Below are 26,545 nucleotides of genomic sequence, written 5' to 3' on the forward strand. Positions count from 1 at the left end.
TGACCTGACAAAAAAAGATGAAACTTGACAGGCGTCTGCTTGGCCTTTTAGGGCCGGAACGTTGGCTGGTGGTGTTGATTGGGAGCGTAAGTCTTGCAGCGGCGGTCCTGATTGTTCTGCAGGCACGCATGTTGAGTCGAATTTTATCTGCTGTATTTTTAAACGGTGGCGATTTGAACGAAGTGCTGCCGTGGCTGGGCGGTCTGCTCGTCATCGGATCTTTGCGGTCAGGGGCGGTGGGAGGAATCGAGGTCATTTCCGGCTGGCTGGCGATCAGGATCAAAGACAACCTCCGCAGAAAATTCCTTAACCTGCTGCTGGATAGTAGCCCGTCACTTGTTCAGCAGGAAAATAGTGGAGAAATCAGCAATACATTTATCAATGGGGTAGAGGCCCTGGATGCCTACTATTCTCAATACCTTCCCCAACTGGTTGTGGCTGCAATCACCCCTCTAACCATTTTGCTGGCGGTCTTCCCGCTGGATTGGCTTTCCGGTCTGGTCTTTTTATTGACGGCTCCTCTGATTCCCTTTTTTATGGTGTTGATTGGAAAGGGTTCGGAAAATGTCACGCGCCGCCAATGGCAGGCTCTCAGCCGGATGAGTGCCTTCTTTCTGGACACCCTGCAGGGGTTGAGAGAACTCAAACAGTGGAATCGTTCTCGCGGACACGCTGAGCGGATTTCCAGAGTATCCGAAGACTACCGCAAAAAAACGATGGAGGTGCTGCGAGTTACGTTTTTATCGGCGCTGGTGTTAGAACTGGTAGCAACCATCAGCACGGCGGTCGTTGCGGTTCAAATTGGGTTGCGTTTGCTTTACGGCCTGATGCCGTTTGAACAGGCTTTTGTGGTTTTGTTGTTGGCGCCGGAGTTTTATCAGCCGTTGCGCTTGCTGGGGCAGCGCTTTCATGCCGGCATGAGCGGCGTGAGCGCTGCAAATCGAATTTTTGGATGGATTGACTCCGTGCCACATCTGGACAAAATCTCTACTAAAACTGCTCCTTTATTTCAAAGCGGAGGTGTCATTCGATTTGAAAATGTGCATTTCCGTTTTCCGGAACGAGAAACGGCCGCTTTGAGAGACCTGAATTTTGAAATCCGCTATGGTGAGAGCGTGGCTTTGGTTGGCAGCAGCGGGAGCGGAAAAACCACGCTGGCCAGTTTGATGATCGGCTTCATTCAACCTCAACAAGGTCATATATGGGTCAATCAGCACTCGCTGGCCGAAATTGATCCGCGTTCGTGGCGTCGGCAAATTGCATGGGTTGGACAGCGGCCCTACGTGATACACGGTACGCTGCGCGACAATCTCCTGCTGGTGGCGCCTCAGGCAGATGAATTGGAATTGAAAAGGGCGATTCAACAGGCGAGATTGGACGAGGTGGTTGGGCGTCTGCCGGACGGACTGGACACACGGATTGGGGAGCAAGGGGCAAAACTCAGTAGCGGAGAAATTCAGCGGCTGGCACTGGCGCGGGCTTTTCTTAAAAATACGCCAATTGTGATTTTGGATGAGCCAACCGCGCATCTGGATGCTTCGCTGGAACAGGTTCTGGAAGAAAGCATCCTTCGATTGTGCACGGGTCGTACCGTTTTGATGATTGCTCATCGCCTGCCGACTGTCATGCGGGCTGATCGGATTTTGGTTTTACAGGATGGGCAGGTAATTGAAGAAGGGAATCACCTTCAATTAATAGACCAAAATGGCTTCTATGCCCGTCTGGTGCAGGGTTACGGGGGGAGGTTATGAGGGCTATCCTGCGCCTCCTGGGATTTTTGAAGCCATTTTGGGGATGGGTCACCCTGTCGGTGTTGTTGAATGCTGCCACCGTTTTTGCAGGTGTTGGGTTGTTGGGCACCTCGGCAGATTTAATTGCGCGAGCGGCTTTACAGCCCGGTATTGCACCTTTGCAGGTGTCCATCGTTGGAGTGCGCTTTTTTGGAATTTCACGTGCCGTCCTGCGCTACTTAGAACGTTTGGTGTCGCATTCGGTCAATTTTCGACTGCTGGCTCAGTTACGGGTATGGTTTTATCGTCGTCTGGAACCGCTGGTCCCGGCCAGGCTGCAGGACTATCGAAGCGGAGATGTCCTTCAGCGGGCGATTGGGGATATTGAAACGCTGGAAAATTTTTATGTGCGGGTGATTGCTCCGCCGTTGAGTGCGATTCTGGTTACTGTCGGAATGGGCTGGTTTGTCGGGCTGGTGGATTGGCGGCTGGGTATGGTGCTGGCCGGGGGGCTGCTGACAGGCGGTGGGGGATTATCTTTGCTGGCTTACTGGATTGGTCAGAAATGGGGGGGAGTTTATGTTCAGCAAAGGGCGCTGTTGAACGCGGAGATGGTGGGAATCATCCAGGGGCTTGCGGATATTGTTGCGTATAGCCAAGAAGGGAGAATTAAGGGGGATGTCGAGTTTTCGCTCACGGCGGTTTCTCGCATTCAACGTCACATGGTACTGGGCAGTGGTTTGGTCAACGGGCTAATGACCTTTCTGAGCAATTTCACCCTCGTGCTGGTGTTGTGGTTGGCTATTCCGCTGGTCAATGCCGGTGCATTGGAAGGTTACCGGCTGGCAGTCCTTGCCGTGCTTACCCTGGCCAGTTTTGAAGCGGTCAATTCACTGCCGCAAGCCGCTCAACTGTTGAGCGGAAATCTCGAATCGGCGAAGCGATTGTTTGAAATTAGCGACCAGTCACCAGCCGTGAATGATCCCATTGACCCGCAAGGGACGCCTGCGGTCGAATATCCTCGGCTGGAGGTCAACAAACTCACCTTTACCTATCCCGAACTGACGCTGCCGGCCCTGAGGGGGATTGATTTCTGGCTTTCCCCCGGCAGGAAAATTGCCGTTGTGGGAGAAAGCGGGGCTGGTAAGTCCACGTTAATTCAACTTCTGCTTCGCTTTTGGGATTATGACGAGGGGGAAATTCGCTTGAATGGAGTGGGTTATCAACATCTCGATTCGACCCACATCCGGGGTTATTTTGGGGTTGTTTCGGCAACGCCGTATCTGTTCAGCGCCACCGTCCGGCAAAACTTGTTGATTGCCCGTCCCGATGCCAGTGATGAGGCACTTTACCACGCCATTCAAACGGCGGGTTTAACCGAATGGCTGAAGGCTTTACCGGATGGATTGGAAAGCTGGGTGGGCGAACACGGTCAGTTCCTGAGCGGAGGGGAGCGCCAACGGTTGGCTGTGGCACGGGCTTTGCTGAGTCAGGCGCCCTTCATCCTGCTGGATGAGCCAACTGCGGGCCTGGATTCGTTGAATGAAATTCAATTGATAAGAACGATTTTTGATCTTTTTCGGGAGCAGGGTGTGTTGTGGATCACCCATCGCTTGATTGAGATGGATCAGATGGATGAAATTCTTGTGCTGCAAAATGGGCAAATCGTCGAACGCGGAAATCATCACCGCCTGCTGGCGGCAGGCGGTGTGTATTCCGGTTTATGGCAGGCGCAGCAGCGCGTCCTGTGGAATTCCGGACCTCAACTATTGATTTAAGGCTGACATCATCGAAACACGCAGGGCAATGCGGTAAATCTCTTTCAAGGCGGTGACCACCTCAGGGGGCTGTTCTTGCTCGCTTTGGGCAATCAGCGCCGAAAGCATTTGAACAAATTCTGGGGTGACCATCTCGGCTTTTTCCTGCATGAGTTTCATGCGCTCGTCATAAGTGGGGGCTTCGAGGAGTTGTTCAATCAGGGCCAGTTCGGGCGGGGGCGCAGAAGCCTTTTCCAGGACGCCATTGACCTTTTGAAGCTTGGCAATTCGTTCGAGGTCCCCGTTGGAACGAGCGGTATTCATTTCTTCCTGTAATACTTCAACGAAATAGGCGTCCATCTCCCCCAGATGTTCCTGTGTGGCAGTTTCGATATTTTCTGAGGCTAAAATTTGATTCAACAGTTTTCGGCTGTCTTCCAGTTGCAGTTGAATCTGCTCATCAATTTTGCGCGTAAAATCAAGCAATTTTTGACGCAGATTCTCCAAACGGGTTTTCTCCTCGCCGCTTGCCTGATCAATCCGTTCAGCCAGCATTTGGAAGAAGGTGTAATCCATGCCGTTGCGGGTCATTGAAACAATGGTGCTGAGTTTGACATCACTATTGGCGGTTTGCAGAACCAGATCGAGCAATTTCTGGCGGGTGAAACCTTCTTTTGCGGCTTCTTGCAGCATTTGAACGGCTTGCTGGGCTTCTTCAGACTGACTTTTGATTTCCTGACCGACAGCGGTATTATCCAGCAGTTCTTTCTGGATGGCAGCCAGAACCCTGGCTCCACGCTCATCGCCTTGTGCAAGGGCGCTCTCGATCAGACGGGTGAGCAATGAGAACATGCCAGCATCAATCAAGGCTTCTTCCTGCTTGATAATTTCCAGGCGCAATTCGGCTTGAGGGGTGGAAAGAATCCGCTGGAGCAAATTGAGCCGTTTTTGCTGCTCATCAATCATCTGGCGGGTAATACCATCGGCTTCTAAGACCCGTTCAATTAAGGTTTGAAAGGTGAGCATGGTTTGAGGCCGTAAAAGGTAGGCTTTACGCTTTTCTGGCGCCAGTTTGTTCATGACCTGATTAATCAGCGGTCCAACCAGTTTTTCCTGTTCATTGGCCGGTAAACCCAATTCGGGGGGAACAAAAGTGAGCAATAATTCCTTGTCAGGATCATGATACACAATAGGGGTGCCAAGCATACCTTCATAACCGCAGGAGGGACAGTGAATCACATTCACCTGACCGCTTAACAATTGCTGTTTGGCCTGCGGGTTGACATTCAGGTCGAACAGCTGCTCAATTTCTGCGACGACGGGGGCTTTGCAGCGAGGACATTGGGTCTGAATTTTTGCCATGCGAATTTTCTCACCTTCTATCAAAGAAATCATTATAAAAAATCTGGGGCGGGGTATTCCTCGCCTCAGCCGGTGGCGGAACGAACGGGTTCATTATACCACTTTCGGCGGAGGGGGTGTTTCTTCGATACGGGGTAGCGAAAAGCAGATTCTCGCCCCTTTACCGCTTTCGGTATCCACCCAGATTTTTCCGCCATGGGCTTCGACAATGGCTTTGGTCAGGTACAGGCCTAAACCGGCTCCTTTGGTCTGGCGCATCGCCTCCGCGGAGCGGTAGAATCGGTCGAAAACATGTGGAATATCATCCGGGGCAATACCCGGCCCCTGATCGCTGACACAGATGATCACAATATCCGGCCTCACCTGCCCGTTGATCCGAATTTCCCCCTCCGGAGCATATTTGATGGCGTTCGAGATCAGGTTTGCCAGCACCTGACGTAAGCGGTTTTCATCCGCCAGGATGATTGGAAAATCAGGTGGAAAATCGGTCAGGATGGTGTGGCGGGTAGTCTGAATCTGCATCCGTTCGGCGGTTCGCCGGGCCAGATCGGGCACATTAACATCAGAGAGTTTGAGCGCCAATCCACCAGCCTGCAGACGGGAGGCATCCAACAGATTTTCAACCAGCAAATCCAGACGATCGGCTTCCTCTTCAATAATTGCCAGACTCTCGTTGACGATTTCGCGATCCCAACGGGCATCTTCCCGGCGTAGAGTGCTGACATAGCCTTTGATCAGAGCCAGCGGTGTTTTGAGTTCGTGAGAGATGATGGAGATGAAGGTGCTTTTGAGTTCTTCTGCCTGTCGGAAGTGGGTAATATCGCGCAGGGTAGCGATGATATTCAGCAAAATGCCGTCCGATATCAGTGGAGCATAAGTAATACCAACCGGAAGCGGAGGTAAGGAATCGCCGCGAATGAGGTCACCTTCAACATACAAATGGGCATGAGCGGTTAACGGCCAACCGCCGGCCACCGCCTGTTCAAGGGTCATGTCGCGGGGTGGTTTTGCCCAGCGGATAATTTCTTCATGTGGTTTGCCCTGAATTTTTTCAAGGGGCCGGTTTAAGAGCCTTGCGGCGGCGGGGTTGCTTCGGTCAATTTTCAAATCCGGGGCCAGGATGAGAATGCCATCTGCAACCGAGTCCAGCAGGGCGTTCAAACGCTGATTGGTGCGCTCGGATTGAGTGTATAACTGGGCGTTTTGAACGGCGATGGCCGCTTGATCGGCAAAACTGCGTAACAGGGCGCGGTCGTTGGCGGAGAAGTTGTCCGGGTAGGAACGAAAGATAAAGATCACACCCACGACGGTTTGGCGGGCGACCAGCGGCAAGACAACCCCGTTTAACAAGCCCATACTGGCCATGCGCGCCAGTTCTCGCAACCGGCGGTTGATTTCGAGCAATTCGAACTCATCAGGGGGGGTATCTTCGGTGATCTGATCCAGATAGGGCGCAAGGTAGCGCAGAAATAAAGGCGGCAGACCATTGGACACCGGTACAGTCCAGCTACCGCGTTCATCTCGAAGGGCGATCAGCCCTGCCTGTCCGGCCAGCATTTCAATGGAAATTGCCAGAATCCGACCAAGTAATTTTTCCAGATCCAGTTCCTGAGTCAGGGCGCGGGAGATTTCCAGCAAGTAATCGCGTTGTCGGACACGAAAATCAGGCAACAGCATCGAAAATTCCTTCTAGCAGGGCTGGGGTTGAGTCTGACTCACCGGCAGCATTTCCTGTTCTGCCTGTGCGATGGCCTGTTCCAAAATGGCCAATCCTTCATCCAGCTCGTTCAAACTGACGCTGAGCGGTGGAGAAATGCGGATGACATTTCGACCAGCGCCCAGGGTTAACAAACCATTTTCAAAGGCCAAATCAACGACCCGGTCTCGGAGATCATCGGCGTGCTGTTTGGTTTGACGGTCATAGACGAACTCAATCCCGATCATCAAACCGATCCCGCGCACCTCACCGATGGAGGGATGTTTTTCCTGGATGGCACGCAGTTTTTCCATGGCGTAGTTGCCTGCCCGGGTGGCATTTTCGAGCAGTTCATCTTCAATGATTTCTAATGTAGCCAGCGCTGCGGCGCAAGAAAGTGGATTGCCTCCATAGGTATTACCGTGAGAGCCCTTTGTCCAGGTGACGAGCGATTTTCGGGCAACCATTAAACCTAACGGCATACCGGAAGCAATCCCCTTAGCCACGCAAAAGATATCCGGTTCAACGCCAAAATGCTCAATTGCCCACCATTTGCCGGTGCGCCCAACGCCGGATTGTACCTCATCGGCGATGAGCAAGATGCCGTGCCGGTCGCACAAACGGCGCAGGGCGGGGAAGAAACCCGGCGGGGGAATGATGTAGCCACCTTCGCCCTGAACAGGCTCGACCAGAATGCCGGCAACCGCATCGGCCGGCAGAATGCGGCCTAAAATTTCCTCTTCGATATAACGGACAACCGTTTCACCATAATCCTCACCTGGACGGCTGGCGAGGATGGGGCGGTATGGATCGGGGAAGGGAACATGGACTACGCCGTTCATTAATGGGAAGAAACCCCGGTGATAGGATGCTTTGCTGGCAGTAAAAGTAACCGCCCCCATTGTTCGTCCGTGAAACCCCCCTAAAAATCCAATGAATTCCGTGCGTTTGGTCGTGTAGCGGGCCAGTTTTATCGCAGCCTCGATACTCTCGGTGCCGGAATTAGTCATAAAACTGACGGCATCTTCTTGAAATGGAGCAATCTGGTTGATTTTCTCGGCCAGTTCAATCCATTTTTGGTGATAAAAGTCCGAGGAAATGTGAATAAACTTTTCGGCTTGTTCCTGAATGGCCTTGACCACCCTGGGGTGGGAATGACCGGTGGAAACAACCGCAATGCCTGCTGAAAAATCCAGAAAGCGGTTGCCGTCCACGTCCCAGACTTCGACACCCCTTCCGTGGTCCATGACGAAGGGATAACCCCGCGGGTAGGATGGTGATATTACGGCATGATCACGCTCAATCCACTTCCGCGCCTGGGGTCCGGGCAGGTTTTTAATTGGCATAAATCCTCCATAATTGTTTTGCAGTCAGGGATTTTTGGGTAGCGTTTATAAAAACTCGAAAGAGACTGTTGTTGAGTTGATTATAGCAAATCGCCGCATGGGATAACCTTTGTTGTCCATATCCGATTGGTTCTTTTTCGTTGGGGGAATCGTTTATGAACCGACTGACGTTAGCGATTTGAGAATGGACGGGCTTTTACGGATCAATGCCGCTTTCGGCCAGCGCCAGTGCGCCAACCAACCCGGCATTATCCCCCAGTTGGGCGGTAGTGATGGTCAGGTCTTTCAGATAGGCACGGTCCATGATTCGCTCCACAACAGCAGCGCGCAGCGGATCAATCAGCAACGGGCCGGTAGTGGAGACACCACCCCCCAGGATGACAATTGATGGATTGAACAAATGCAGAAAATCGGCAATTGCATAACCGATATATGTTCCGGCACGGCTCATGGCTCGCAAGGCCAATTCATCCCCCTGATGCGCGGCTTCAGCAACTTCCCGGGCGGTGAGACTGGCTTTTCCCTCAAGGGAGGACGGGAAACCCAAAGCAATTTTTTCCTGCACCCAGCGGGCGATTGCCGTCCCAGAGGCGACCGCTTCTAAATGGCCGCGCTGTCCGCAACTGCAAGTGGGTCCTTCGGGGATGATGGTAATGTGTCCAAATTCGGCGGCTAAACCGCGCGCCCCCACCAGTAGTTGGTCATTGATGATGACACCCCCGCCAATGCCCGTGCTGATCGTCAAATACAGAAGATGATGATGACCTTGCCCGGCGCCGTAACGCCATTCCCCCAATGCGGCGAGGTTGGCATCATTGCCAATCAGGATTGGAACCGAGAAATGCTCCGCAAGCAGCTGACGAATGGGGTAATTTACCCAGCCAGGAATATTGTTGGCATCAATGATGAGGCCATTTTCTGCATCAATAAAGCCGGGAACCGCAACGCAAATTGCCCGGACGTTATCCATGTCTGCCCAGACCTCTTTAATCAGGGCAATCAATCGTTCCAGAGGGGTCTGCTCTTTGTCACGAGTGCGGATTTTGCGGACTTTCAGCGGGTCAATTCTTCCCCTCGAAAACAAAGCCACCCGTATTTGAGTGCCGCCAATATCTGCTACAATAAAGTTATCCATGTCACAAATTATATCAGAAGAGTATCACAAAATTTGACTGATCAACCTCAGGTGAGTTGACGCTGAGGGAAAACAAGATTATAAATAGATGTGGTATGCAGCCCAAAAAGATGCCCGGAATTCAACGCTTCTTTCAAACCGTCAGGCAGGAATTACGCTGGCTGGCTCCGGGTATTGGGGTTAAACGCTGGCTGATCCCCTTATTGGTTGGCACGACGCTGGTAGCGTTGGGTTTGACCATGGTGGCGCTGGATCTTTACCGAAATGCGCCCGAAACCCTGCAACCTGTTCTGACGCTGCTTTCCCTGCAAGAACTCGACCGTGGCATGCGGGTGGTGATCTTCACGCTTGCCGGGATTGGTCTGATTTTATACAGCGTCATTGGGTTCAATCGTTCGCTTTTAAGACCCTTTATGCGCCCTGATAAGCCGATTGTGGATACCGTTAGCAGTTACCGCCGAAAGGAAAAAGGGCCGCGGGTGGTGGTGATTGGTGGTGGTACTGGTTTGTCTTCTTTGTTGCGCGGCCTGAAAGAGTACACTCACAACCTGACTGCCATTGTTACCGTTGCGGATGATGGCGGTTCTTCGGGTGCATTGCGGCGTAGTTTGGGCATTTTGCCGCCGGGTGATATTCGCAACTGTCTGGCTGCCCTTTCGGATGATGAGGACTTGCTGACCCAAATTTTTCAGTACCGCTTCAGTGAAGCCGCGGGAGTCAACGGGCACAGTCTGGGAAATTTGTTCATTTCAGCTCTGGCCGATATTACCGGGAGTTTTGAAAAGGCTGTTGCTGAATCGGGGCGGGTTTTAGCGGTGCGCGGCAGGGTTATGCCCTCCACTCTCCACGATGTTCGCCTGGTTGCTGATTTGGTTGACCCTTCCACTCAAAAGGATGTTCGGGTGCGAGGGGAGAGCAACATACCCACCACGCCGGGGAGAGTCAAGCGGGTGTGGTTGGAGCCTTCCAATCCCAAAGCCTATCCGATGGCAATTCAAGCGATTCTCAACGCTGAACTGATCGTGATCGGACCGGGCAGCCTGTTCACCAGTATCCTGCCCAATTTGTTGGTGCCGGATATTGCAGCGGCCGTCAATGCCAGCCGCGCGTTCAAGTTTTACATCTGCAATGTTGCTACCCAGCCCGGCGAAACCGATCATTTCGACTGCCTTGATCACGTTCAGGCTATTGAAAAGCATCTCGGCGGGAGAATATTTGATCTGGTCATCTGTAACAATCGGGTCAGTGAGCAATTGCCCGAAAAAGTTGAGCCGGTACTGCCAAACGAACGGCTGAGCGAGCAGTACTCGATCTACTGTGCTGATTTGCTGGATGAAGTCCAGCCCTGGCGACATGATTCAAGGAAGCTTGCCAGGGTCGTTATGGACCTGTTTTATGATCGAACCGGTCCTCTTTCCCAACGCGATGAAGAGCCTCTCGTGAGCGAAAAAATCGAAACGAGAGGCTGATCCAATTCTTTTCTACTAAACAGGAGGTTCTAACATGACAGTCAAAGTTGGTATCAATGGTTTTGGGCGGATTGGCCGCCAGGTTTTGAAAGCCATCATGGAATACTATCCGAATGAATTGGAAGTGGTGGCTGTCAACGATTTATTTGATCCCCAGCAGAATGCCCACTTGTTTAAGTACGACTCGAACTACGGCATCTATCCGGGCAAGGTCGAAGTGGTTGGCAGTGACATTGTCATTGACGGTAAACCCGTGAAGACCTTTGCGGAAAAAGATCCTGCCAAATTGCCGTGGAAGGATCTGGGTGTGGAGATTGTGATTGAGTCCACCGGGGTGTTCACCGATGCGGTTGGTGATCCTGCCAAAGGAAAGCCCGGCGCGCGGATTCACATTGACGCCGGCGGAGCGAAGAAGGTCATCATCAGTGCTCCTGCCAAAAATGAAGATATCACCATCGTCTTGGGCGTCAACGATGACAAATATGATCCTGCCAAGCATCATGTGATTTCCAATGCTTCCTGCACGACAAACTGTCTTGCCCCGGCTGCCAAAGTGGTGCATGAAAATTTGGGGATCATCTCTGCGGTGATGACTACCATCCATTCCTACACCAACGATCAAGTGATTCTCGATCAGGGTCACAAGAAAGAAATGCGCCGGTCCCGTGCGGCCGGATTGAACATCATTCCCACCACCACCGGTGCGGCAAAAGCAGTGGCGCTGGTCATTCCGGAGTTGAAGGGTAAATTCGATGGGTATGCTTTGCGCGTCCCAACCCCGACAGTTTCCATTGTGGACTTTGTGGCAACGGTTGAAAAATCCACCACCAAGGATGAGCTGAATGCAATGTTCATTGAGGCTGCCAACGGTAAATTGAAGGGCATTCTGGGTGTGACCACCGGCTCATATGCCGATCCGCTGGTTTCAATGGATTTCAAGGGTGATCCGCGTTCCTCGATCGTTGACTTGCCCTCCAACATGGTGATGGGCGGTAATCTGGTCAAGGTGGTGGCCTGGTACGATAACGAATGGGGATATTCCTGCCGCACCGCTGATCTGGCTGCGATGATGGCCAAATCACTCTAAACTTCATCCGAGAAGATTAACAATCGAGTCATTTGCAAGACTCCGTGAGGGGTCTTGCAAATGACATTTGATGCAAGCCGGTTATTCGTTTTTTGATTGAATTCCCAAGCGGGAGGTAACTATGTTCAACAAAAAGACCGTTCGCGATATTGATGTGAAAGGCAAAAAGGTTTTCGTAAGGGTGGACTTCAATGTGCCGGTCAAAGACGGGGTGGTAGGGGATGACACCCGCATTCGGGCAGCATTGCCCACCATAGAATATCTTCTGGATCAGGGAGCGGCCGTGATTCTGGCTTCCCACCTTGGTCGTCCCAAAGGAGGGCCGGATCCCAAATATTCGCTTAAGCCGGTTGCCGATCATCTATCCAACCTGCTGGGCAAGCCGGTGGCCTTTGCGGAGGATTGCATTGGCCCGGCAGCCGAAGCGGCTGCAGCAGCCCTCAAACCGGGTGAGGTGCTGGTGTTGGAAAACACTCGTTTTCACCCTGAGGAAGAAAAGAATGACGAGGGCATGTCCAGAGCCCTTGCAAAACTCGCCGATGTGTATGTCAATGACGCTTTCGGAACGGCTCATCGCGCCCATGCTTCGACGGCCGGAATTGCAGCTTACCTGCCTGCGGTGGCGGGGTTCTTGCTGGAAAAAGAGATTAAATACCTCGGGCAGGCGATTGATGACCCGAAACGGCCTTTCGTGGCGATTTTAGGTGGGGCGAAAATCAGCGATAAAATTGGTGTGATTAAGAATCTGCTCAAAAAAGCCGATACAATCCTGATCGGCGGCGGGATGGCTAACACTTTCTTCAAAGCACAGGGTTACCCGATGGGCGATTCGCTGGTGGAAGATGAGGCCCTCGAAACAGCCCGCGGGTTGCTGGAAGAAGGGAAGGAGAAAATCCGCCTGCCGGTGGATGTTGTGATTGCCGATAAATTTGATGCCGAGGCTGAGTCACGGGTAATGCCGGTTGGCCCGGTGCCGGATGGATGGCGGATTCTCGATATTGGCCCTGAAACGGTTGCCTCGTATGCCAAGGTTATCAGCGCAGCCGGAACGGTGGTTTGGAACGGCCCAATGGGCGTCTTTGAGTTCCCCAAGTTTGCCGAAGGCACCTTTGGTATTGCGAGGGCAGTGGCTTCCTCCGGTGCGATCAGCGTGATTGGCGGCGGCGAATCGGTTGCAGCAATCAATCAGTCCGGATTGGCGGAAAAAATCACGCACATTTCAACCGGCGGTGGGGCTTCTCTGGAAATGCTGGAAGGGTTGGAGTTGCCCGGCGTTGCGGCTTTGCTGGATAAATAAGGCGGCTGTTTCGAATTTTTGACATACAATTAAACTTTAAGGAATCAATCATTGCGAGCAGGGTGATGTATGTCCAGCTCGCAATGATGTCCTATTTCAAATCCCCTTGTTCTGGTTGAGGTGATTTTGGAAACTTATCGTGGCGTTATTGAACGGTATCGAGAATGGCTGGATGTGCCTGATCATCTGCAAGTGATCAGTCTTCTCGAAGGCAATACTCCCCTGATTCCCATGCCAAGACTGGCGGAAGAATTGGGTGGCGGGTTTGACCTGTGGGTAAAGTTTGAGGGGATGAACCCGACCGGTTCTTTCAAGGATCGCGGGATGACGGTGGCGATCAGCGAGGCGGTAGGTCGGGGGGTGAAGGCGGTGATTTGCGCTTCGACCGGCAATACGGCAGCCTCGGCAGCAGCATACGCATCCCGCGCCGGCCGGCGTGCGATTGTGATTATTCCGCAGGGCAAAGTGGCAGCCGGAAAACTGGCTGGCGCGATTGCCTACGGTGCCGATGTCATTCAAATTGACGGTTCATTTGATGATGCCCTCAATCTGGTAGTGGAAATCAGCCAGAAACATCCGATTGGGCTGGTTAATTCGCTCAATCCATACCGTTTGGAAGGGCAGAAAACGGCTGCTTTTGAAATTTGCGATGTGCTTCAAGGTGCGCCTGATTGGCTTTGCCTGCCCGTTGGGAATGCTGGCAACATCACCTCTTACTGGATGGGTTTCCGCCAGTATCATCAAGCCAGACAAAGCGGGTTACCGAAATTACTGGGAGTGCAGGCTGAGGGGGCTGCGCCGCTGGTGTTGGGACATGCGGTGGAGCATCCTGAAACCGTGGCGACTGCGATTCGGATCGGCCGGCCAGCACGCGGGGAACAAGCCTTACAGGCAGCCGAGGAGTCGGGTGGCAAAATCATCGCGGTCAGTGATGATCAAATCTTGCAAATGCAACGCCGTTTAGCCTTGCATGGGTTGTGGGTTGAGCCGGCCTCGGCAGCTGGTTTGGCAGGACTGGCACAGGAGATCCGCCAACAACGGCTCAATCTCAAGGGTAAACGGGTGGTGGCGGTCTGCACGGGGCATGGACTAAAAGACCCGGACATTATTGTCAGGCAATTCAGCAGCCCCAAAATTGTCAAACCGGAATTAAGAAGTCTGGAAGAGATCATCTTGGGGGAGGTCAGCCATGAATGAATTGGTGGTAACGGTACCGGCAAGTTCTGCCAATTTGGGGCCGGGTTTTGATTGTTTGGGGCTTGCGCTGGATTTGTGGAATACAACAACCTTTCGACTGGGCGGAGATGGAATCAGGGTTCATGTGGAGGGAGAGGGTGCCGGTAAATTGCCCGAAGATACGGGCAATCTGGTTGTACAGGCGTTTACAACCCTGTATGTTCGCCGGGAAGCGACCATGCCGCGCGATCTGCAAGTCGAATGTCATAATCTTATCCCAATCGAGTCAGGGTTAGGATCCAGTACCGCCGCAATTTTGACGGGACTAATCGCTGCCAATTTCTTCCTGGGGCAACCCCTTACCCGATTGGAGTTGCTGCGCATGACGATTGACATTGAGGGTCATGCCGATAATGCTGCTGCCGCACTCTTTGGCGGATTGGTACTTGTGGCCTCCGATCTTCATCCTCCCATCGTCCGATCGTATACTTTACCCGCTTTGAATCTTGTGGTGGTTGTCCCAAAGGTGGATTTGTCTACCCGCGAGGCGCGCAAATTACTGCCGGCAATGGTTGAGCGCTGTGATGCGATATTTAACCTCAATCGTACCGCACTGGTGATTGATGCCCTGCGTGAAGGCGACCGAAAGTTGTTGATGACTGCCATGGATGATCGTCTGCACCAACCCTATCGCTTCCCCTTGATCCCCGGCAGCCAGGCTGCCATTCGAGCCGCCAATGAACTGGGAGCCGCTGCAGCGCTTTCCGGTGCAGGGCCAAGCGTGATTGCTTTTGCCAACGACAATGCCAACGCCGTAGCCCAGACGATGCAAGCTGCCTTTCGCGCAGCGGGGGTCGAATCACGTTGCTACCATTTGACTCCGACCATGAAAGCCGCTCATTGGTACGGATAAGAACTTCAGAATTCCAAATTTTTTCTAGACAAAAAAACATCTTTCGAGTAAAATTGGCTTTCGCAATGGATTGAACGTTTTTTTGGAGGAAGTAATTTGGCTAACATAAAGTCACAAATCAAGCGCAATAAACAAAACGAAAAACGCCGTCTTCGCAATCGCTTTTTCCGCGGTGCGGCCCGAAAAGCCGTTTCCAAAGCCCGGGTGGCCATTGAAAGCGGTGAAACTCCCGAAGCCCGCGAGGCCGTTGTTTTGGCAGTTAAAGCCCTAGATAAGGCTGCGGAAAAAGGCGTGATTCACAAAAACAACGCCGCGCGCCGCAAAAGCCGCTTGATGAAGCGCCTGGCTGCTCTCAGCAAGTAGAATTACCTTTTTTTTGATGATGATTTAATGATAGCGGGAGTTGTATCTCCCGCTTTTGATTTTGTGGCATCCATCGGGAAGTCGGGGCGTGTTATAATTCTCCCGTTCATTTTGGCATCTTTGGTTAAAGGGTTCAGGCATGTTCGAACGAGAACAGCAAGCAATCACAGAGAAGATCAAGGCTTTTTGTCAGGAAAATCAGCTGCCCGAGGTGGATTTTCAGTGGAAATGGATACCCTTCAGCGGTCACTGGGGGATTTCCACTTCCTTTTTTCAACTGGCGGCGCTGGAAGCACGGCAAGGCAAAAAAATCAATGTGAATGCCCGCGCGGCTGAACTGGCCGCTCAGGTAGCCTCTTATCTGGGAACCCCTCAGGGGTTCGAAAAAATTGAGTCGGTCAATGGCTATTTGAATATTTACTTTTTACAAAGTACGTATGCGGAACAGGTAATCAATACGGTATTGCAAGAGGGAGAGAACTTTGGTAGAGGCATCCGCCGCAATGAAAGAGTGATGGTGGAGTTTTCTCAGCCTAATACCCATAAAGCCTTTCATGTCGGGCATTTACGGAGCGCAATTTTGGGCGATGTCATCAGCCGGTTGCTGGATTTTGCCGGTTTCTCTGTGGTGCGCGCCAATTATCCGGGGGATATTGGTCTTCATGTAATCAAGTGGCTGTGGTGCTACATGAATTTTCATCGCGGCGAAAAACCCACCAGTGACATTACTCGTTGGATGGGAGATATTTATGCCGAAGCCAATCGGCGGCTGGAAGAAAACCCGGAACTGGAAAGCGAGGTTCGGGCACTCTACGCTCGCTGGGATCAGCGGGATGCGGAGGTGGTGGCACTGTGGGAAGAAACACGCCAGTGGTCCCTGAATGGGTTTGAAGAAATTTACCGCCAGCTGGATATTCACTTTGATGTGTATTATTTCAACAGTCAGGTGGAACATCCCGGTAAAGAGATTGTGAACGAATTGATCGCCAAGGGCATTGCGGTGGATGAGCGACCGGAGGGACCCGTGGTGGTGAAACTGGATGAGCTGCTCGGTTTGAAGACCGAAAAATACCGTGTTCTGGTGGTCTTGCGCTCAGATAATACCGCCCTTTATGCTACCGAAGATTTAGCGCTGGCAAAGAAGAAGTTTACCGATTATCCCGACCTGAGCCGTTCCTATTATGTAGTGGATGTGCGGCAGTCTTTGCATTTCCAGCAGGTTTTCAAGACGTTGGAGCTGGCGGGTTATGAGTGGGCTACGCGCTGCCAACACATTCCTTATGAACTGGTGATTTTGCCGGGGAATGTGGTAATGGCTTCTCGCGAGGGGACGGTTGTATTGTTGGAAGACTTAATCCGCGAGGCAATCGCCCGGGCGCTGGCGGTAGTCCGCGAAAAGAACCCTGATTTGAGCGATGAGGTCAAACAGAAGATTGCTCAGGCAGTGGGGATTGGCGCCATAAAGTACCCAATGCTGGCGAGGGAGAATACCAAAGTGGTTACCTTTGACTGGCAGTCGGCCCTCGATTTTAACGGTCAGGCTGCGCCTTATATACAATATGCGTATGTTCGGGCAGGCAGCATATTACGCAAGTCTGGCCAGGCTGTTCCAGAGGAAGGCAAAGTCACCGGGCCTCTGACGCCGCAAGAAGTCGAATTAATCAACTTAATTTCGCGTTTACCGGCTGAGGTACAGCGCTCAGCCGCTGAACTCCGACCCCTTTGGATTGCCACCTATGCCTACGAACTGGCCAAAGCGTTTAATGATTTTTATACGCAGTGTCCGGTCTTACAGGCAGAGGAGGCAGTGCGCAACTTTCGGTTGCGCCTTACAGCGGCAACACGTCAGGCAATTGCCAACAGCCTGACTTTGCTGGGCATCACAGCCCCACAAGCGATGTGAACAGATTCTCAATCTCATTCACATTCAAAAAGGAGAAACAAAAAGTATGGCTATTCGAACGATCATCATGGGTGCAGCGGGAAGAGACTTTCATAATTTCAACGTCTTTTTCCGCGACAATTCGGACTATCAGGTAGTCGCTTTCACGGCGACCCAGATTCCGAACATCGAAGGCCGCCGCTACCCGGCCGAACTGGCGGGCAGCCTCTATCCAGAAGGCATTCCGATTTATCCGGAAAGCGAACTGACTGATTTGATCCGCACTTTGAAAGCAGACCAGGTGGTTTTTGCTTACAGTGATGTTTCTCATGAATATGTTATGCACAAAGCTTCGGAAGTGTTGGCAGCCGGAGCGGATTTCCGGTTGATGGGCGTTAAGGGAACTCAGCTCAAATCCAGCAAACCGGTTGTTTCGGTTTGTGCGGTGCGAACCGGTTCAGGCAAGAGCCAGACCACCCGCCGTGTCTCCAAGATTCTGATCAATCTGGGGTTTAAAGTGGCGGCGATTCGCCACCCCATGCCCTATGGTGATCTGGTCAAACAAGCGGTGCAGCGCTTTGCCGATTACAGCGATCTGGATAAACATCAATGCACAATTGAGGAACGCGAGGAATATGAACCACATCTGGATAATGGCGTGATTGTTTACGCCGGTGTGGATTACGAACGTATTCTGAGACAGGCTGAGCAGGAAGTGGATATTATCCTGTGGGATGGCGGAAACAACGATTTTCCATTCTACCAGGATGATTTGGCGATTGTGGTTGCCGACCCTCACCGCCCCGGACATGAGGTGCGCTATCACCCCGGTGAGACCAACGTCCGCCGGGCGGATGTATTCGTCATCAACAAAGTGGACACGGCCAGCCCAGATGCGGTTATCGCTGTGCGGGAAAGCCTGTCAGCGCTTAATCCCCAAGCCACGATTATTGAAGGTGCCTCCCCCTTATTCGTGGATCGCCCGGAGGAAATCCGCGGCAAACGGGTGTTGGTGATTGAGGATGGCCCGACCCTGACCCATGGCGAGATGGCCTACGGCGCGGGCTGGGTGGCTGCCCGAAGGTTCGGAGCTGCCGAAATTGTTGACCCACGCCCATTTGCAGTCGGTTCAATTGCTGCGACCTATCAGAAATACACCACTACTGGACCGATCCTGCCGGCCATGGGCTACGGCGAAGAACAAATGCGTGATCTGGAGCAAACGATCAATCAATCCGATGTGGACCTGGTCATTTCTGCAACGCCGATTGACTTGAACCGTGTGATTAAGATCCGTAAACCAATGCAGCGCGTACGCTATGAATTACAGGAAATTGGGCAGCCCACCCTGGAAGATATTTTAAAAGCCAGGTTTGTCAAGTAGGCTGTTTTTCTGATCATGAGACCTTCCCCCATTCTGTAACTTGAGAATGGGGGAAGGCAAAGGCAGATGGTCTGGTAAACCCATGTTCATTGACGAGGCGGTAATCTATGTTCGATCCGGAAAAGGGGGAGATGGTTTTGTCCATTTTCACTGGGAAAAGTATGTTAACCGCGGCGGGCCGGATGGCGGCGATGGCGGGCGCGGTGGTGATGTTGTTCTGGAAGTCGTGCCAACCCTGAACACGCTGGTAAATTTTCGTTATCAGCGTAAGTTTATTGCTCAGGACGGCGCTAAAGGGGGTGTTAACAACATGACCGGCAAATCTGCACCGGACTTGATCATTCCCGTTCCTCCTGGCACGGTTGTGTATGATGCTGATTCCGGTAAATTGCTCGGTGACCTGGTTGAGGCCGGCCAACGGTTGGTGGTGTGTAAAGGCGGACGCGGTGGACGCGGGAATGCTCGTTTTGCCACACCCCGCAACCAGGCTCCGCGAATTGCCGAAAAGGGTGAACCGGGTGAAGAACGTAATCTGCGATTGGAGTTGAAACTGATTGCGGATGTGGGAATTGTGGGTGTGCCGAACGCGGGTAAATCCAGTTTTCTGGCGGCCGTGACCAATGCCAAACCAAAAATTGCGGATTACCCTTTTACTACCCTTGAACCGAACCTGGGTGTTGCCGATTTGGATGAACATACCAGCCTGATTCTGGCGGATATCCCCGGTTTGATTGAAGGAGCCCATCAGGGAGTTGGTTTGGGTGATGCCTTTTTACGGCACATTCAGCGCACCCGGGTACTCATCCACCTGCTGGATGGTCTTTCTGCCGACCCGTTGGCTGATTTCAGTCAGATCAATGCTGAACTGGCGCTGTTTGATCCGCAGTTATTGCAAAAACCCATGATTGTGGCGCTCAATAAGATGGATTTGCCCGAAGTCCAGGCCCGCTGGGAAACCATTAAGACGGAATTGCAGAAAAAAGGAGTGCAAGAGCCATATGCCATATCGGCTCTGGCAAAAATTGGACTGGAACCGGTGTTGTGGCGCTGCGTGGAACTGCTTAAAACTGCGCCGGAGACTCAAAAGCCTGAGAAATTGCCGGTGTATCGCCCCGGGGATGATCCGCGCGAATTTACGGTCACCCGCACACCGGATGGCGGTTTCAAGGTCCAGGGAGCAGCCATTGAGCGGGCAGCGGCGATGACTTACTGGGAATTTGAAGGTTCGGTGCGCCGTTTTCAGCGGATGATTGAGCGATTGGGAGTTGAAGACAAGCTGCGTGAAATGGGTATTCAAAACGGCGATACCGTCTATATTGGGGATGAGTACGAACTGGAATGGCAGGAATGAAAGCCCAGCGGATTGGTGTATTTGGCGGCACGTTCGACCCACCCCATGTCGGACATCTTATTCTGGCTGCCGAGGCGCAAGATCAGCTACGACTTGACCGTTTGTTATGGGTCTTGACTCCCGATCCACCTCATAAACAGGATCAAAGCATTTCTCCGCTGTCCATCCGCATGAAATTACTGCTGGCGGCAATCGGTGATAATCCTTCTTTTGAGTTATGCCGGGTAGATATGGAGCGCCCCGGGCCGCATTATGCGGTGGATACCGTTCAAATTCTAAAAGGTCAATTTCCATCCTCGGAAATTTATTACCTGATCGGCGGTGATTCGTTGCATGACCTGCCGACATGGCATCAACCCCAGCGGCTGATTCACTTGATAGACGGATTGGGGGTCATGCGCCGGCCGGGGGATGAGGTGGATTTGCGCGAATTGGAGCAAAAAATTCCCGGTTTGACGGTCAAAGTTTGTTTTATTGAGGCGCCATTATTAGAAATTTCGGCACGTCAAATTCGTCAGCGGATTTCGGCAGGTCGTGCTTATCGGTATTATGTTCCCCCGGCGGTTTACCGTTTGATTGAAGAATTGGGCATCTATCACCTGCCGTTTTCTTCCCGTCAAGAAGCATCATGAAAAAGTCTTTGGTTTCAGGAAAAAGCATTCTTTGGGGTATTCTGTTTTGGATATTGGCGGCTTGCACCTCTCTGGCGGGGGGTGAACAGGCTATTGAGAACACTCCTACAACCATACTTGCCGCTGACCTGACCAATGATGGTCTGACGGTGGTACCCGGCCGGGCCTGTCTGTTGGATCGAACCGTGGTCATCCAAACCGACCGGCTGATGGGGGATATGCTGGCCTGGTCGAAGGACACCAATCGGCTTGCGTTTATTACCCCTGTCAATGATAGTTGGGGATGGTACCAGGGAGATCTGGTCATTCTGGATGTTGATAACGGAGAAACACAACGCACCAAAGATATTCGCGTTGCCGGGGATTTGACGTGGTCGCCTTCCGGCGAGCAGATTGCGTTTGTGATCCTCCGTCCGGCAGAAGCGCAGTATTCTATCGGGGTATATTCCTTGCGAGATCGAAGAACACTTGACCTGTACGATGTGGCTGTGACGGATGAGTTTTCCAGTCTGAAAGGTATTGTCGGCTGGGGCTCAGATCAGGTCCTTCAGGTATCCGAAAGTTGTGGCGCAGATTGTTTGCGTTATGTGGAACACAATCTGGTTAGCGGTGTAAAGACTGTTGTAGAGGAAACCCGTCCCGGGCAGGACACCAGCCTTCAAATCGTCCTCAATCAGCCTGGTGTGGTGCCAAACCGCAATTGGCGAAATGCGAACTGGTCTCCGGATGCCCGGCGGGTGTTTTTCACGGATCGTACCAATGTGGCCTGGATTGGTGATCTGACATCTGGCACAAAATCGGCTCTACCAATGGAAACACTGCCCGTAGCCGAGTCAAAATGGTCGGCTGACGGGCAGTTGATCGCAGTACGAACCGCTGAAAACCTGTTTATTTTCGCGGTAGATGGCTGCCGTTGAGTTTATTGGGTAACCAATTCCAAATTGCCCACACCCATATTCAGGTTGATTTCAATTTTCGGTCCGTCTCCCTCGGTTTCATAAACATTATTCGAGATGCGCCAGGTTCCACTCGGTTGAACATTGTTCAGTCCACCGGTGATGACAACGCGCGCCGGCGTGCCGGTTGGAATGACGATTTTCAAGCTGCTCACACCAACTGTTATACTCGCGTTCATGTCTTGTTGGAGCCGACCGGAAAAGTCCAGGGTGTAGGAGCCGGTGCCGCCTTCAAAATTTAGAAAAGCGGGGCTGGCATAACCCAACCCAATCAAAGAAACTTCGGATGCACCGGTTCGATAGCGGAGGCTTTCCATCTGCACGGGATTCGGCTGGTCAAAGCGCACTTCTGCCTGGCTGGCTCCATCTTGAATGTTCAGACGGGTGAGTGCGACTCCGCTCAAATTGAGAGTACCTTTGTATGCGCCGGCTGCAATGTCCAGATCCACGGGGGCGCTGCCCAGTTTGAACTGCCAGCGATTGATCACGTCCCGTGTCGGAATGCGCAGGTTTTCTTTGCGGCCCTGGCGAATGATCAGGTTCTGTCCATCGCGAATGACTTCCGGTTTCCATTCGGAAATGTTGTATTGAATTTGTCCTTCAATCAACATTTTGCTACCGCTTTGAATATCCAGCTCGCCGGCGCCCATTTCGATGGAAATTTTGGCGGTCTGGGAATCTTCGGGGAGAGCTTCGCTTATGGTGAAGGTTTGAGTTTCGCCCAATTTTGCCTCCGGCAAATTGACGGTAAAGGAACATGCCAGTGAACTGACCAGCAGTGCAATGACAGGAAAAATCAAAAGGTGTTTATTTCGGATTTTCATGACAGTTTCGATCTCGGTTCAGTTTTCATTTGGGGTTGCAGGAGAACCTTCTTCTGACGAAGTTGACGGCGCAGCCGGCGGAGTTGGCGGGGGGGATGCAGGAACATAGACCACGGTCGGGGGGGCCGGATATGGCCTGGTACCAAATTGAGTGAGAATGATGCTTCCCAGACCGATACTGGCCGCCAGTAGAGACATTATTCCACCCAGGCAGAACAAATACCCAAGCAGCCAGACAATCAGTCCGAGGATGAGGGTGCCAATGCCAGCCGAGACGGCCTCAACCCATTGGGTTTTCAGCATGGTGGCAATTCGTTCGCCAATCTGGAAGCCGACTGCAATCCAACCAATCAGCACCGCAACAGCCAGTACCAGCATCGCAATCAGTGCTACGGGGATCAAAAGGATGGTGATTACCAGGACGAGCAGGATAAGCGGCGCAACAACCATGGTCAGCAGTCCAATCCCGCCGCTCAACAGGGTTTGATCGGCGATAGTGTTGCCGATTACCCGCAGCGGGCGCGGCAGCAGCAACGCAACCACCACTGCCAGAACTGCCATAGCCAGAATGCGCAGAATATTGGCCAGGGCATCTCTCATCCACGACGTGAAGAGACGTAAAGGTGAGGCGTCGTCAAAGGGGGTGAACTCGAACCGATCAAAGTCGAACATCATGGTTTGCGGTTTTAGCCGATTGATGCTTCCTGTGATGGTTGAACCCGCTTGAGTGGTGACGGAACCCCCAATAATTTGGACATCACCTTGAACAAAGGAAGTACTATCCAGATAGACGTTGCTGCCGATCGCGCTGATATCCCCGTTGACCCTGCCGCTCACTTGAAGGTTGCCCCCAATGATCACAATTTCGCCATTGACGGTAGCCCCGTTTTCAATTTCGGCATTACCGCCCAAAACGACCAGTGAGCCGTTCAGCGTTTGGGATGAACGAAGAACATAATTTTCGCCGAAAATCAGTTGATCACCATTAAATTGCTCACCCCCGGGGGGAGGGTTTTGGGCCAGCACAACCGCCGGTGTTGCCAGTGTCAGAACGAAGGTGATGATGAGAAGGGTGTAGAGCGCTATTTTTTTCATTGTCCTCGTACTCCTAATTTGGATAGGCGCTGAAAAGTCAAGAACCACAGGGTAAGCAGCAGGATTGACCAGCCTGTGAGGAGGAAAACAAGCGCTACAAGTGCGAGCGGCGGGATTTGACTGCCCCAGTAGTAAAGAATGTACTGGAATTCTGACCAGCGTTGAGGAGCAAGGGTAATCCAGCCGATGAGGTCCGAAAGTAAGCGGGCAGGCGGAACCGTCCAGAAAAGCCGCAGGACGAACACCATACTTGCCAAAACGAAAGCCCCGCCCAGAGCGAAAAGCGCAATTCGCACCTGCCGTTTTTGACGCTGAGCCTTCCTTTCGGCAAGGCTAGCTTGAAAACGGTTGACAATCTGGGGGGGTGCAGGAATGAGGGGGGTAGAATGCAGCAGTGTTTCCACTTCCTTCCAGCCAGTTTGGATGCGTTTGCACTGCTGACAGGTTTGGAGATGGGCTTCCAGCTCGGCAATCTGGCTGGGGGTCAATTTCTCCCGGTCGAAGATCCAGTTTTCAAAAGGCAGGTGACTCATCACGAATCCTCTCGGTCATGGCATATTGCTGGCTCTGATATTGCTGCGCCAAGCGCAGACGTGCGCGGTGCAGTCGGCTTTTTACCGCACTCACGGAAAGTTGCAAAGCCTGACTGATTTCCTCTTCAGAGCACTCGTACCAGTAGCGCAGGATGACAGCAGCCCGATCTTGAGGATTGAGGGAGGATAGCAGCGATTGTATGGATTGACGCTCTTCGTTTTCCCGAATTTGTTTTTCGGGTTCAGGGGTGTGGTCTGGAATGACTTCCTCCATCCAATCCTCAATTTCCATGGTGGTGATCCGTTTTTTCCGCTGCTGGTCAATGCAATAGTGGGCGGCGATTGAGAGCAGCCACGTGGCAAAGGAACGGTTGCGGTCATAGCGGCGGATTGCCTGATAGGCTCTCCAGAAAGTTTCTTGAGCAGCGTCCTCTGCTTCTTGCGCATTTCCCAGCATGCGGTAGCACAAATTGTAAACGGGGTTCTGGTATTGCAACACAAGGCTGGTAAAGGCTTCCTCATCCCCGTTTTGTGCTCGGATGAGCATGTCCATCTCATGGTTGATCACCAACGGCTCCTGTGCTCTTGTTCTAGTACCATATACGCAACCCGAGCGGATTAGTTGCATGGAACAGGTTTTTGAGTGAATTCTCTTAACCTGTTCTCATCATAACATAGTCGGGTCAACATTTACCTGTACCAAAGACGAGTTCGATGATGACCACTAGAATGAACTTGGCTCAACACGGTCTTTCGGACGGTTCAATTTTAATCCGTAATCTGTTTCTGGCGGGACACTACAGGTAAAAATTCACGGAATTGAGCTAAAAGCATGGCACTGAAAATGAGCAGACAGCCCAGAATTTGGAGGGGAAGTAATTGTTCCCCAAGGAGAAAATATCCCAAAATAGCGGCGAAAACGGCTTCCATGCTGAAAAGGATAGCGGCATCGGTCGTTGGCGCATTCCGTTGGCCGATTACCTGCAAAGTAAAACCCATGCCTACCGGAAACACTGCTGAGTAAAGAACTGCCCACCATGCTTGAGGTTGAGGCACCGTAAAACGGTCAAACAGAATTGCTCCAAAGGTATTCAGGAACGCTGTTATTGCGAACTGCCCCATGGCAAATTGTAAATTGTCCATTCGGCGGGCCATTCTCCCGACGACAATCACATGCCCGGCCCAGACGAATGCGCCTGCCAATTCAAACCAATCACCGGGGGCGGGGTCAAAGGCTCCGCCAGTGCTGAGCAACAAGGTACCGATGACTGCCAATAAAGCCGCTGCCCAGGTAGTCCAATGAATCACTTCGCGCCAAAATAGCCAGAGTAGTAATGGAATGATGACAACGTAAAGCCCCGTCAAGAAACCGGCATTTGCGGCTGTGGTGGTTTTGAGGCCGATTTGTTGAAAGGTGCTGGCGGTAAATAACAAAACGCCGGCAGTAAGAACGCCTGCCCAATTTTTTCGATCCAAACGGATTCTTTTACCCAAAACTGCAGCAAGAAAAAGCGTTCCAATCCAGAAACGGACACCGTTAAAGGTGAAGTGCCCCATGCTTTCGGCAGCAATGCTCTGGGCAATAAAACCACTGCCCCAAATAAAGGAAACGAATAGAAGAATTGCGTCTGACTTAATTCGTTCCGGCGGGGGAGGCTTAATACCCGGTTTCAGTGTGAGCGGCATTGATCAAATCCCTGAGGATGTGGATGAGATGACAGGAAGTCTTTTGGAATCAGGGTTTTATTCTTCCAGGGTAAAACCCACCTTGAAGGTAACCTGCCATTGTTTCACCTGATCTTCTTCAATACGACCCCGAATTTCGACGACTTCAAACCATTGCATGTGGCGAATGGTTCGAGCAGCGCGGGTTACCGCAGTTTGAATCGCATCCTCAATGCTGGTTGTAGATGTGCCGGTTATCTCGATCAGTTTGTAAGTATGTTGTGCCATATCATCCTCTCAAAATTATTCCCAGTCTTGGGGTATGTAACGTCGCCAGCGTTTGACCTGACTGCGGTGTTGTTTTGCCGAACGGCGGGCAGCCCGTGCTGTCATGGTCGGTTTCGTCGGTTTGCGATGCTTGGGTGAGAAAAGGGCTTGTTGAACCAAAGCATGTAAGCGGTTTAAGGCATCCATTCGATTCTGCTCTTGAGTTCGGTAGCGTTTGGCTTCCAAAATCAGGATACCTTCGTCGGTTACTTTTTGCCCGGCTAGTTGAATCAACCTTTCTTTTGCATCTTCTGGAAGGAAGGATGATTTTCGAATGTTAAAGCGTAATTGTACTGCAGTTGCCACTTTATTGACATTCTGTCCACCGGGGCCGGAAGCACGGATAAAATCGAACTCGATTTCATCTTTGGGAATTTCAATTCGAGGTAATTGATTGGGCATACAATATAAGTATAACAGGATGAATTTGCTTTCAGAGAGATTGTTGAAAAACAAACAACTGGGATTGACGAAAAGGGGAAAACCTTAATACAATCGAACCAAACCACTTTGGAGATCAGCGGGATGGAAAAGCAGCGTTTCGAAGAAACCGGCAAAGGATCAT

At 52.0% G+C, this 26,545-nt stretch carries 24 protein-coding genes; 13 read left to right on the forward strand and 11 right to left on the reverse strand.

Going from position 1 to position 26,545, the window contains the following annotated elements; genetic code table 11:
- The first annotated feature begins 17 nt into the window (after positions 1-17).
- Entirely contained in the window at positions 18-1,751 is a 1,734-nt protein-coding gene (gene cydD, locus AC812_RS00975) for a thiol reductant ABC exporter subunit CydD (RefSeq protein ID WP_082149145.1), read from the forward strand.
- Positions 1,748-3,508 (forward strand): thiol reductant ABC exporter subunit CydC, encoded by a 1,761-nt coding sequence (cydC, locus tag AC812_RS00980; RefSeq protein WP_061918006.1) that lies wholly within the window; start codon positions 1,748-1,750, stop codon positions 3,506-3,508. The genes cydD and cydC overlap by 4 nt, the downstream gene beginning before the upstream one ends.
- Here the strand turns inward: cydC and AC812_RS00985 are convergent.
- The 4 genes from AC812_RS00985 to AC812_RS01000 form a co-directional block, all read right to left on the reverse strand.
- A complete protein-coding gene (locus AC812_RS00985) occupies positions 3,497-4,849 on the reverse strand; it encodes a CpXC domain-containing protein (RefSeq protein WP_169787241.1) in 1,353 nt (450 codons plus the stop codon). The two genes, cydC and AC812_RS00985, sit on opposite strands and share 12 nt — an antisense overlap.
- Before the next feature lie 93 nt (positions 4,850-4,942).
- On the reverse strand, positions 4,943-6,526 hold the full coding sequence (locus AC812_RS00990; RefSeq protein WP_061918002.1) for an ATP-binding protein: 1,584 nt from the start codon (positions 6,524-6,526) through the stop codon (positions 4,943-4,945).
- 12 nt (positions 6,527-6,538) lie between these two features.
- The gene (locus AC812_RS00995; protein WP_061918000.1) at positions 6,539-7,891 is read right to left on the reverse strand and encodes an acetyl ornithine aminotransferase family protein; all 1,353 of its coding nucleotides are present in this window, start codon (positions 7,889-7,891) and stop codon (positions 6,539-6,541) included.
- A gap of 196 nt (positions 7,892-8,087) precedes the next feature.
- The gene (locus tag AC812_RS01000; protein ID WP_061917998.1) at positions 8,088-9,026 is read right to left on the reverse strand and encodes an ROK family protein; all 939 of its coding nucleotides are present in this window, start codon (positions 9,024-9,026) and stop codon (positions 8,088-8,090) included.
- Between the two features lie 95 nt (positions 9,027-9,121).
- Between AC812_RS01000 and yvcK the strand changes: the two genes are divergently transcribed.
- From yvcK to AC812_RS01055, 11 genes are all read left to right on the forward strand, one after another.
- Positions 9,122-10,495 carry a YvcK family protein gene (gene yvcK, locus AC812_RS01005; protein ID WP_061917996.1) on the forward strand — a complete coding sequence of 458 codons (1,374 nt, stop codon included), beginning with the start codon at positions 9,122-9,124 and terminating at the stop codon, positions 10,493-10,495.
- Between the two features lie 34 nt (positions 10,496-10,529).
- Positions 10,530-11,582: a type I glyceraldehyde-3-phosphate dehydrogenase gene (gap, locus tag AC812_RS01010; protein WP_061917994.1), complete on the forward strand. Its 1,053-nt coding sequence runs from the start codon at positions 10,530-10,532 to the stop codon at positions 11,580-11,582.
- A 121-nt stretch (positions 11,583-11,703) separates the two neighbouring features.
- Complete coding sequence (locus AC812_RS01015) at positions 11,704-12,879, forward strand: phosphoglycerate kinase (RefSeq protein ID WP_061917992.1); 1,176 nt, start codon at positions 11,704-11,706, stop codon at positions 12,877-12,879.
- Positions 12,880-13,005: 126 nt separating this feature from the next.
- Positions 13,006-14,076 (forward strand): threonine synthase, encoded by a 1,071-nt coding sequence (gene thrC, locus AC812_RS01020; protein ID WP_061917990.1) that lies wholly within the window; start codon positions 13,006-13,008, stop codon positions 14,074-14,076.
- Entirely contained in the window at positions 14,069-14,968 is a 900-nt protein-coding gene (thrB, locus tag AC812_RS01025; protein ID WP_061917988.1) for a homoserine kinase, read from the forward strand. The genes thrC and thrB overlap by 8 nt, the downstream gene beginning before the upstream one ends.
- A 96-nt stretch (positions 14,969-15,064) precedes the next feature.
- Positions 15,065-15,331: a 30S ribosomal protein S20 gene (gene rpsT / locus AC812_RS01030; protein ID WP_061917986.1), complete on the forward strand. Its 267-nt coding sequence runs from the start codon at positions 15,065-15,067 to the stop codon at positions 15,329-15,331.
- A 139-nt stretch (positions 15,332-15,470) separates the two neighbouring features.
- Positions 15,471-17,234, forward strand: a complete 1,764-nt coding sequence (argS, locus tag AC812_RS01035) for an arginine--tRNA ligase (protein ID WP_061917984.1) — start codon at positions 15,471-15,473, stop codon at positions 17,232-17,234.
- A 46-nt stretch (positions 17,235-17,280) separates the two neighbouring features.
- On the forward strand, positions 17,281-18,597 hold the full coding sequence (locus tag AC812_RS01040; RefSeq protein ID WP_061917982.1) for a cyclic 2,3-diphosphoglycerate synthase: 1,317 nt from the start codon (positions 17,281-17,283) through the stop codon (positions 18,595-18,597).
- A gap of 82 nt (positions 18,598-18,679) precedes the next feature.
- Complete coding sequence (gene obgE / locus AC812_RS01045; RefSeq protein ID WP_061917981.1) at positions 18,680-19,948, forward strand: GTPase ObgE; 1,269 nt, start codon at positions 18,680-18,682, stop codon at positions 19,946-19,948.
- Positions 19,936-20,580 (forward strand): nicotinate-nucleotide adenylyltransferase, encoded by a 645-nt coding sequence (nadD, locus tag AC812_RS01050; RefSeq protein WP_082149144.1) that lies wholly within the window; start codon positions 19,936-19,938, stop codon positions 20,578-20,580. Before obgE ends, nadD begins: the two co-directional genes overlap by 13 nt.
- Positions 20,577-21,497: a TolB-like translocation protein gene (locus tag AC812_RS01055; protein ID WP_061917977.1), complete on the forward strand. Its 921-nt coding sequence runs from the start codon at positions 20,577-20,579 to the stop codon at positions 21,495-21,497. Before nadD ends, AC812_RS01055 begins: the two co-directional genes overlap by 4 nt.
- Before the next feature lie 2 nt (positions 21,498-21,499).
- On the opposite strand, the gene AC812_RS01060 is transcribed toward AC812_RS01055, so the two are convergent.
- From AC812_RS01060 to arfB, 7 genes are all read right to left on the reverse strand, one after another.
- Positions 21,500-22,360: a toast rack family protein gene (locus tag AC812_RS01060; RefSeq protein WP_061917974.1), complete on the reverse strand. Its 861-nt coding sequence runs from the start codon at positions 22,358-22,360 to the stop codon at positions 21,500-21,502.
- An 18-nt stretch (positions 22,361-22,378) separates the two neighbouring features.
- Positions 22,379-23,455 (reverse strand): polymer-forming cytoskeletal protein, encoded by a 1,077-nt coding sequence (locus tag AC812_RS01065; protein ID WP_061917972.1) that lies wholly within the window; start codon positions 23,453-23,455, stop codon positions 22,379-22,381.
- Positions 23,452-23,988, reverse strand: a complete 537-nt coding sequence (locus AC812_RS01070) for an anti-sigma factor family protein (protein ID WP_061917970.1) — start codon at positions 23,986-23,988, stop codon at positions 23,452-23,454. Before AC812_RS01070 ends, AC812_RS01065 begins: the two co-directional genes overlap by 4 nt.
- On the reverse strand, positions 23,969-24,556 hold the full coding sequence (locus tag AC812_RS01075) for an RNA polymerase sigma factor (RefSeq protein WP_062158743.1): 588 nt from the start codon (positions 24,554-24,556) through the stop codon (positions 23,969-23,971). The genes AC812_RS01070 and AC812_RS01075 overlap by 20 nt, the downstream gene beginning before the upstream one ends.
- A 200-nt stretch (positions 24,557-24,756) precedes the next feature.
- Complete coding sequence (locus AC812_RS01080; RefSeq protein ID WP_061917966.1) at positions 24,757-25,674, reverse strand: DMT family transporter; 918 nt, start codon at positions 25,672-25,674, stop codon at positions 24,757-24,759.
- A 57-nt stretch (positions 25,675-25,731) separates the two neighbouring features.
- Entirely contained in the window at positions 25,732-25,941 is a 210-nt protein-coding gene (locus tag AC812_RS01085; RefSeq protein WP_061917964.1) for a dodecin, read from the reverse strand.
- A 15-nt stretch (positions 25,942-25,956) separates the two neighbouring features.
- Complete coding sequence (gene arfB, locus AC812_RS01090; protein WP_061917962.1) at positions 25,957-26,382, reverse strand: alternative ribosome rescue aminoacyl-tRNA hydrolase ArfB; 426 nt, start codon at positions 26,380-26,382, stop codon at positions 25,957-25,959.
- Positions 26,383-26,545: the final 163 nt, after the last annotated feature.

Source organism: Bellilinea caldifistulae, from assembly GCF_001306055.1.
GTDB lineage: Bacteria > Chloroflexota > Anaerolineae > Anaerolineales > Anaerolineaceae > Bellilinea > Bellilinea caldifistulae.

Bases quoted from the DNA above. Each gene is read 5' to 3' on its own strand.
- cydD (WP_082149145.1), top strand. From the start codon at position 18: ATGAAACTTGACAGGCGTCTGCTTGGCCTTTTAGGGCCGGAACGTTGG.
- cydC (WP_061918006.1), top strand. From the start codon at position 1,748: ATGAGGGCTATCCTGCGCCTCCTGGGATTTTTGAAGCCATTTTGGGGA.
- AC812_RS00985 (WP_169787241.1), bottom strand. From the start codon at position 4,849: ATGGCAAAAATTCAGACCCAATGTCCTCGCTGCAAAGCCCCCGTCGTC.
- AC812_RS00990 (WP_061918002.1), bottom strand. From the start codon at position 6,526: ATGCTGTTGCCTGATTTTCGTGTCCGACAACGCGATTACTTGCTGGAA.
- AC812_RS00995 (WP_061918000.1), bottom strand. From the start codon at position 7,891: ATGCCAATTAAAAACCTGCCCGGACCCCAGGCGCGGAAGTGGATTGAG.
- AC812_RS01000 (WP_061917998.1), bottom strand. From the start codon at position 9,026: ATGGATAACTTTATTGTAGCAGATATTGGCGGCACTCAAATACGGGTG.
- yvcK (WP_061917996.1), top strand. From the start codon at position 9,122: ATGCAGCCCAAAAAGATGCCCGGAATTCAACGCTTCTTTCAAACCGTC.
- gap (WP_061917994.1), top strand. From the start codon at position 10,530: ATGACAGTCAAAGTTGGTATCAATGGTTTTGGGCGGATTGGCCGCCAG.
- AC812_RS01015 (WP_061917992.1), top strand. From the start codon at position 11,704: ATGTTCAACAAAAAGACCGTTCGCGATATTGATGTGAAAGGCAAAAAG.
- thrB (WP_061917988.1), top strand. From the start codon at position 14,069: ATGAATGAATTGGTGGTAACGGTACCGGCAAGTTCTGCCAATTTGGGG.
- argS (WP_061917984.1), top strand. From the start codon at position 15,471: ATGTTCGAACGAGAACAGCAAGCAATCACAGAGAAGATCAAGGCTTTT.
- AC812_RS01040 (WP_061917982.1), top strand. From the start codon at position 17,281: ATGGCTATTCGAACGATCATCATGGGTGCAGCGGGAAGAGACTTTCAT.
- obgE (WP_061917981.1), top strand. From the start codon at position 18,680: ATGTTCATTGACGAGGCGGTAATCTATGTTCGATCCGGAAAAGGGGGA.
- nadD (WP_082149144.1), top strand. From the start codon at position 19,936: ATGGCAGGAATGAAAGCCCAGCGGATTGGTGTATTTGGCGGCACGTTC.
- AC812_RS01055 (WP_061917977.1), top strand. From the start codon at position 20,577: ATGAAAAAGTCTTTGGTTTCAGGAAAAAGCATTCTTTGGGGTATTCTG.
- AC812_RS01060 (WP_061917974.1), bottom strand. From the start codon at position 22,360: ATGAAAATCCGAAATAAACACCTTTTGATTTTTCCTGTCATTGCACTG.
- AC812_RS01065 (WP_061917972.1), bottom strand. From the start codon at position 23,455: ATGAAAAAAATAGCGCTCTACACCCTTCTCATCATCACCTTCGTTCTG.
- AC812_RS01070 (WP_061917970.1), bottom strand. From the start codon at position 23,988: ATGAGTCACCTGCCTTTTGAAAACTGGATCTTCGACCGGGAGAAATTG.
- AC812_RS01080 (WP_061917966.1), bottom strand. From the start codon at position 25,674: ATGCCGCTCACACTGAAACCGGGTATTAAGCCTCCCCCGCCGGAACGA.
- AC812_RS01085 (WP_061917964.1), bottom strand. From the start codon at position 25,941: ATGGCACAACATACTTACAAACTGATCGAGATAACCGGCACATCTACA.
- arfB (WP_061917962.1), bottom strand. From the start codon at position 26,382: ATGCCCAATCAATTACCTCGAATTGAAATTCCCAAAGATGAAATCGAG.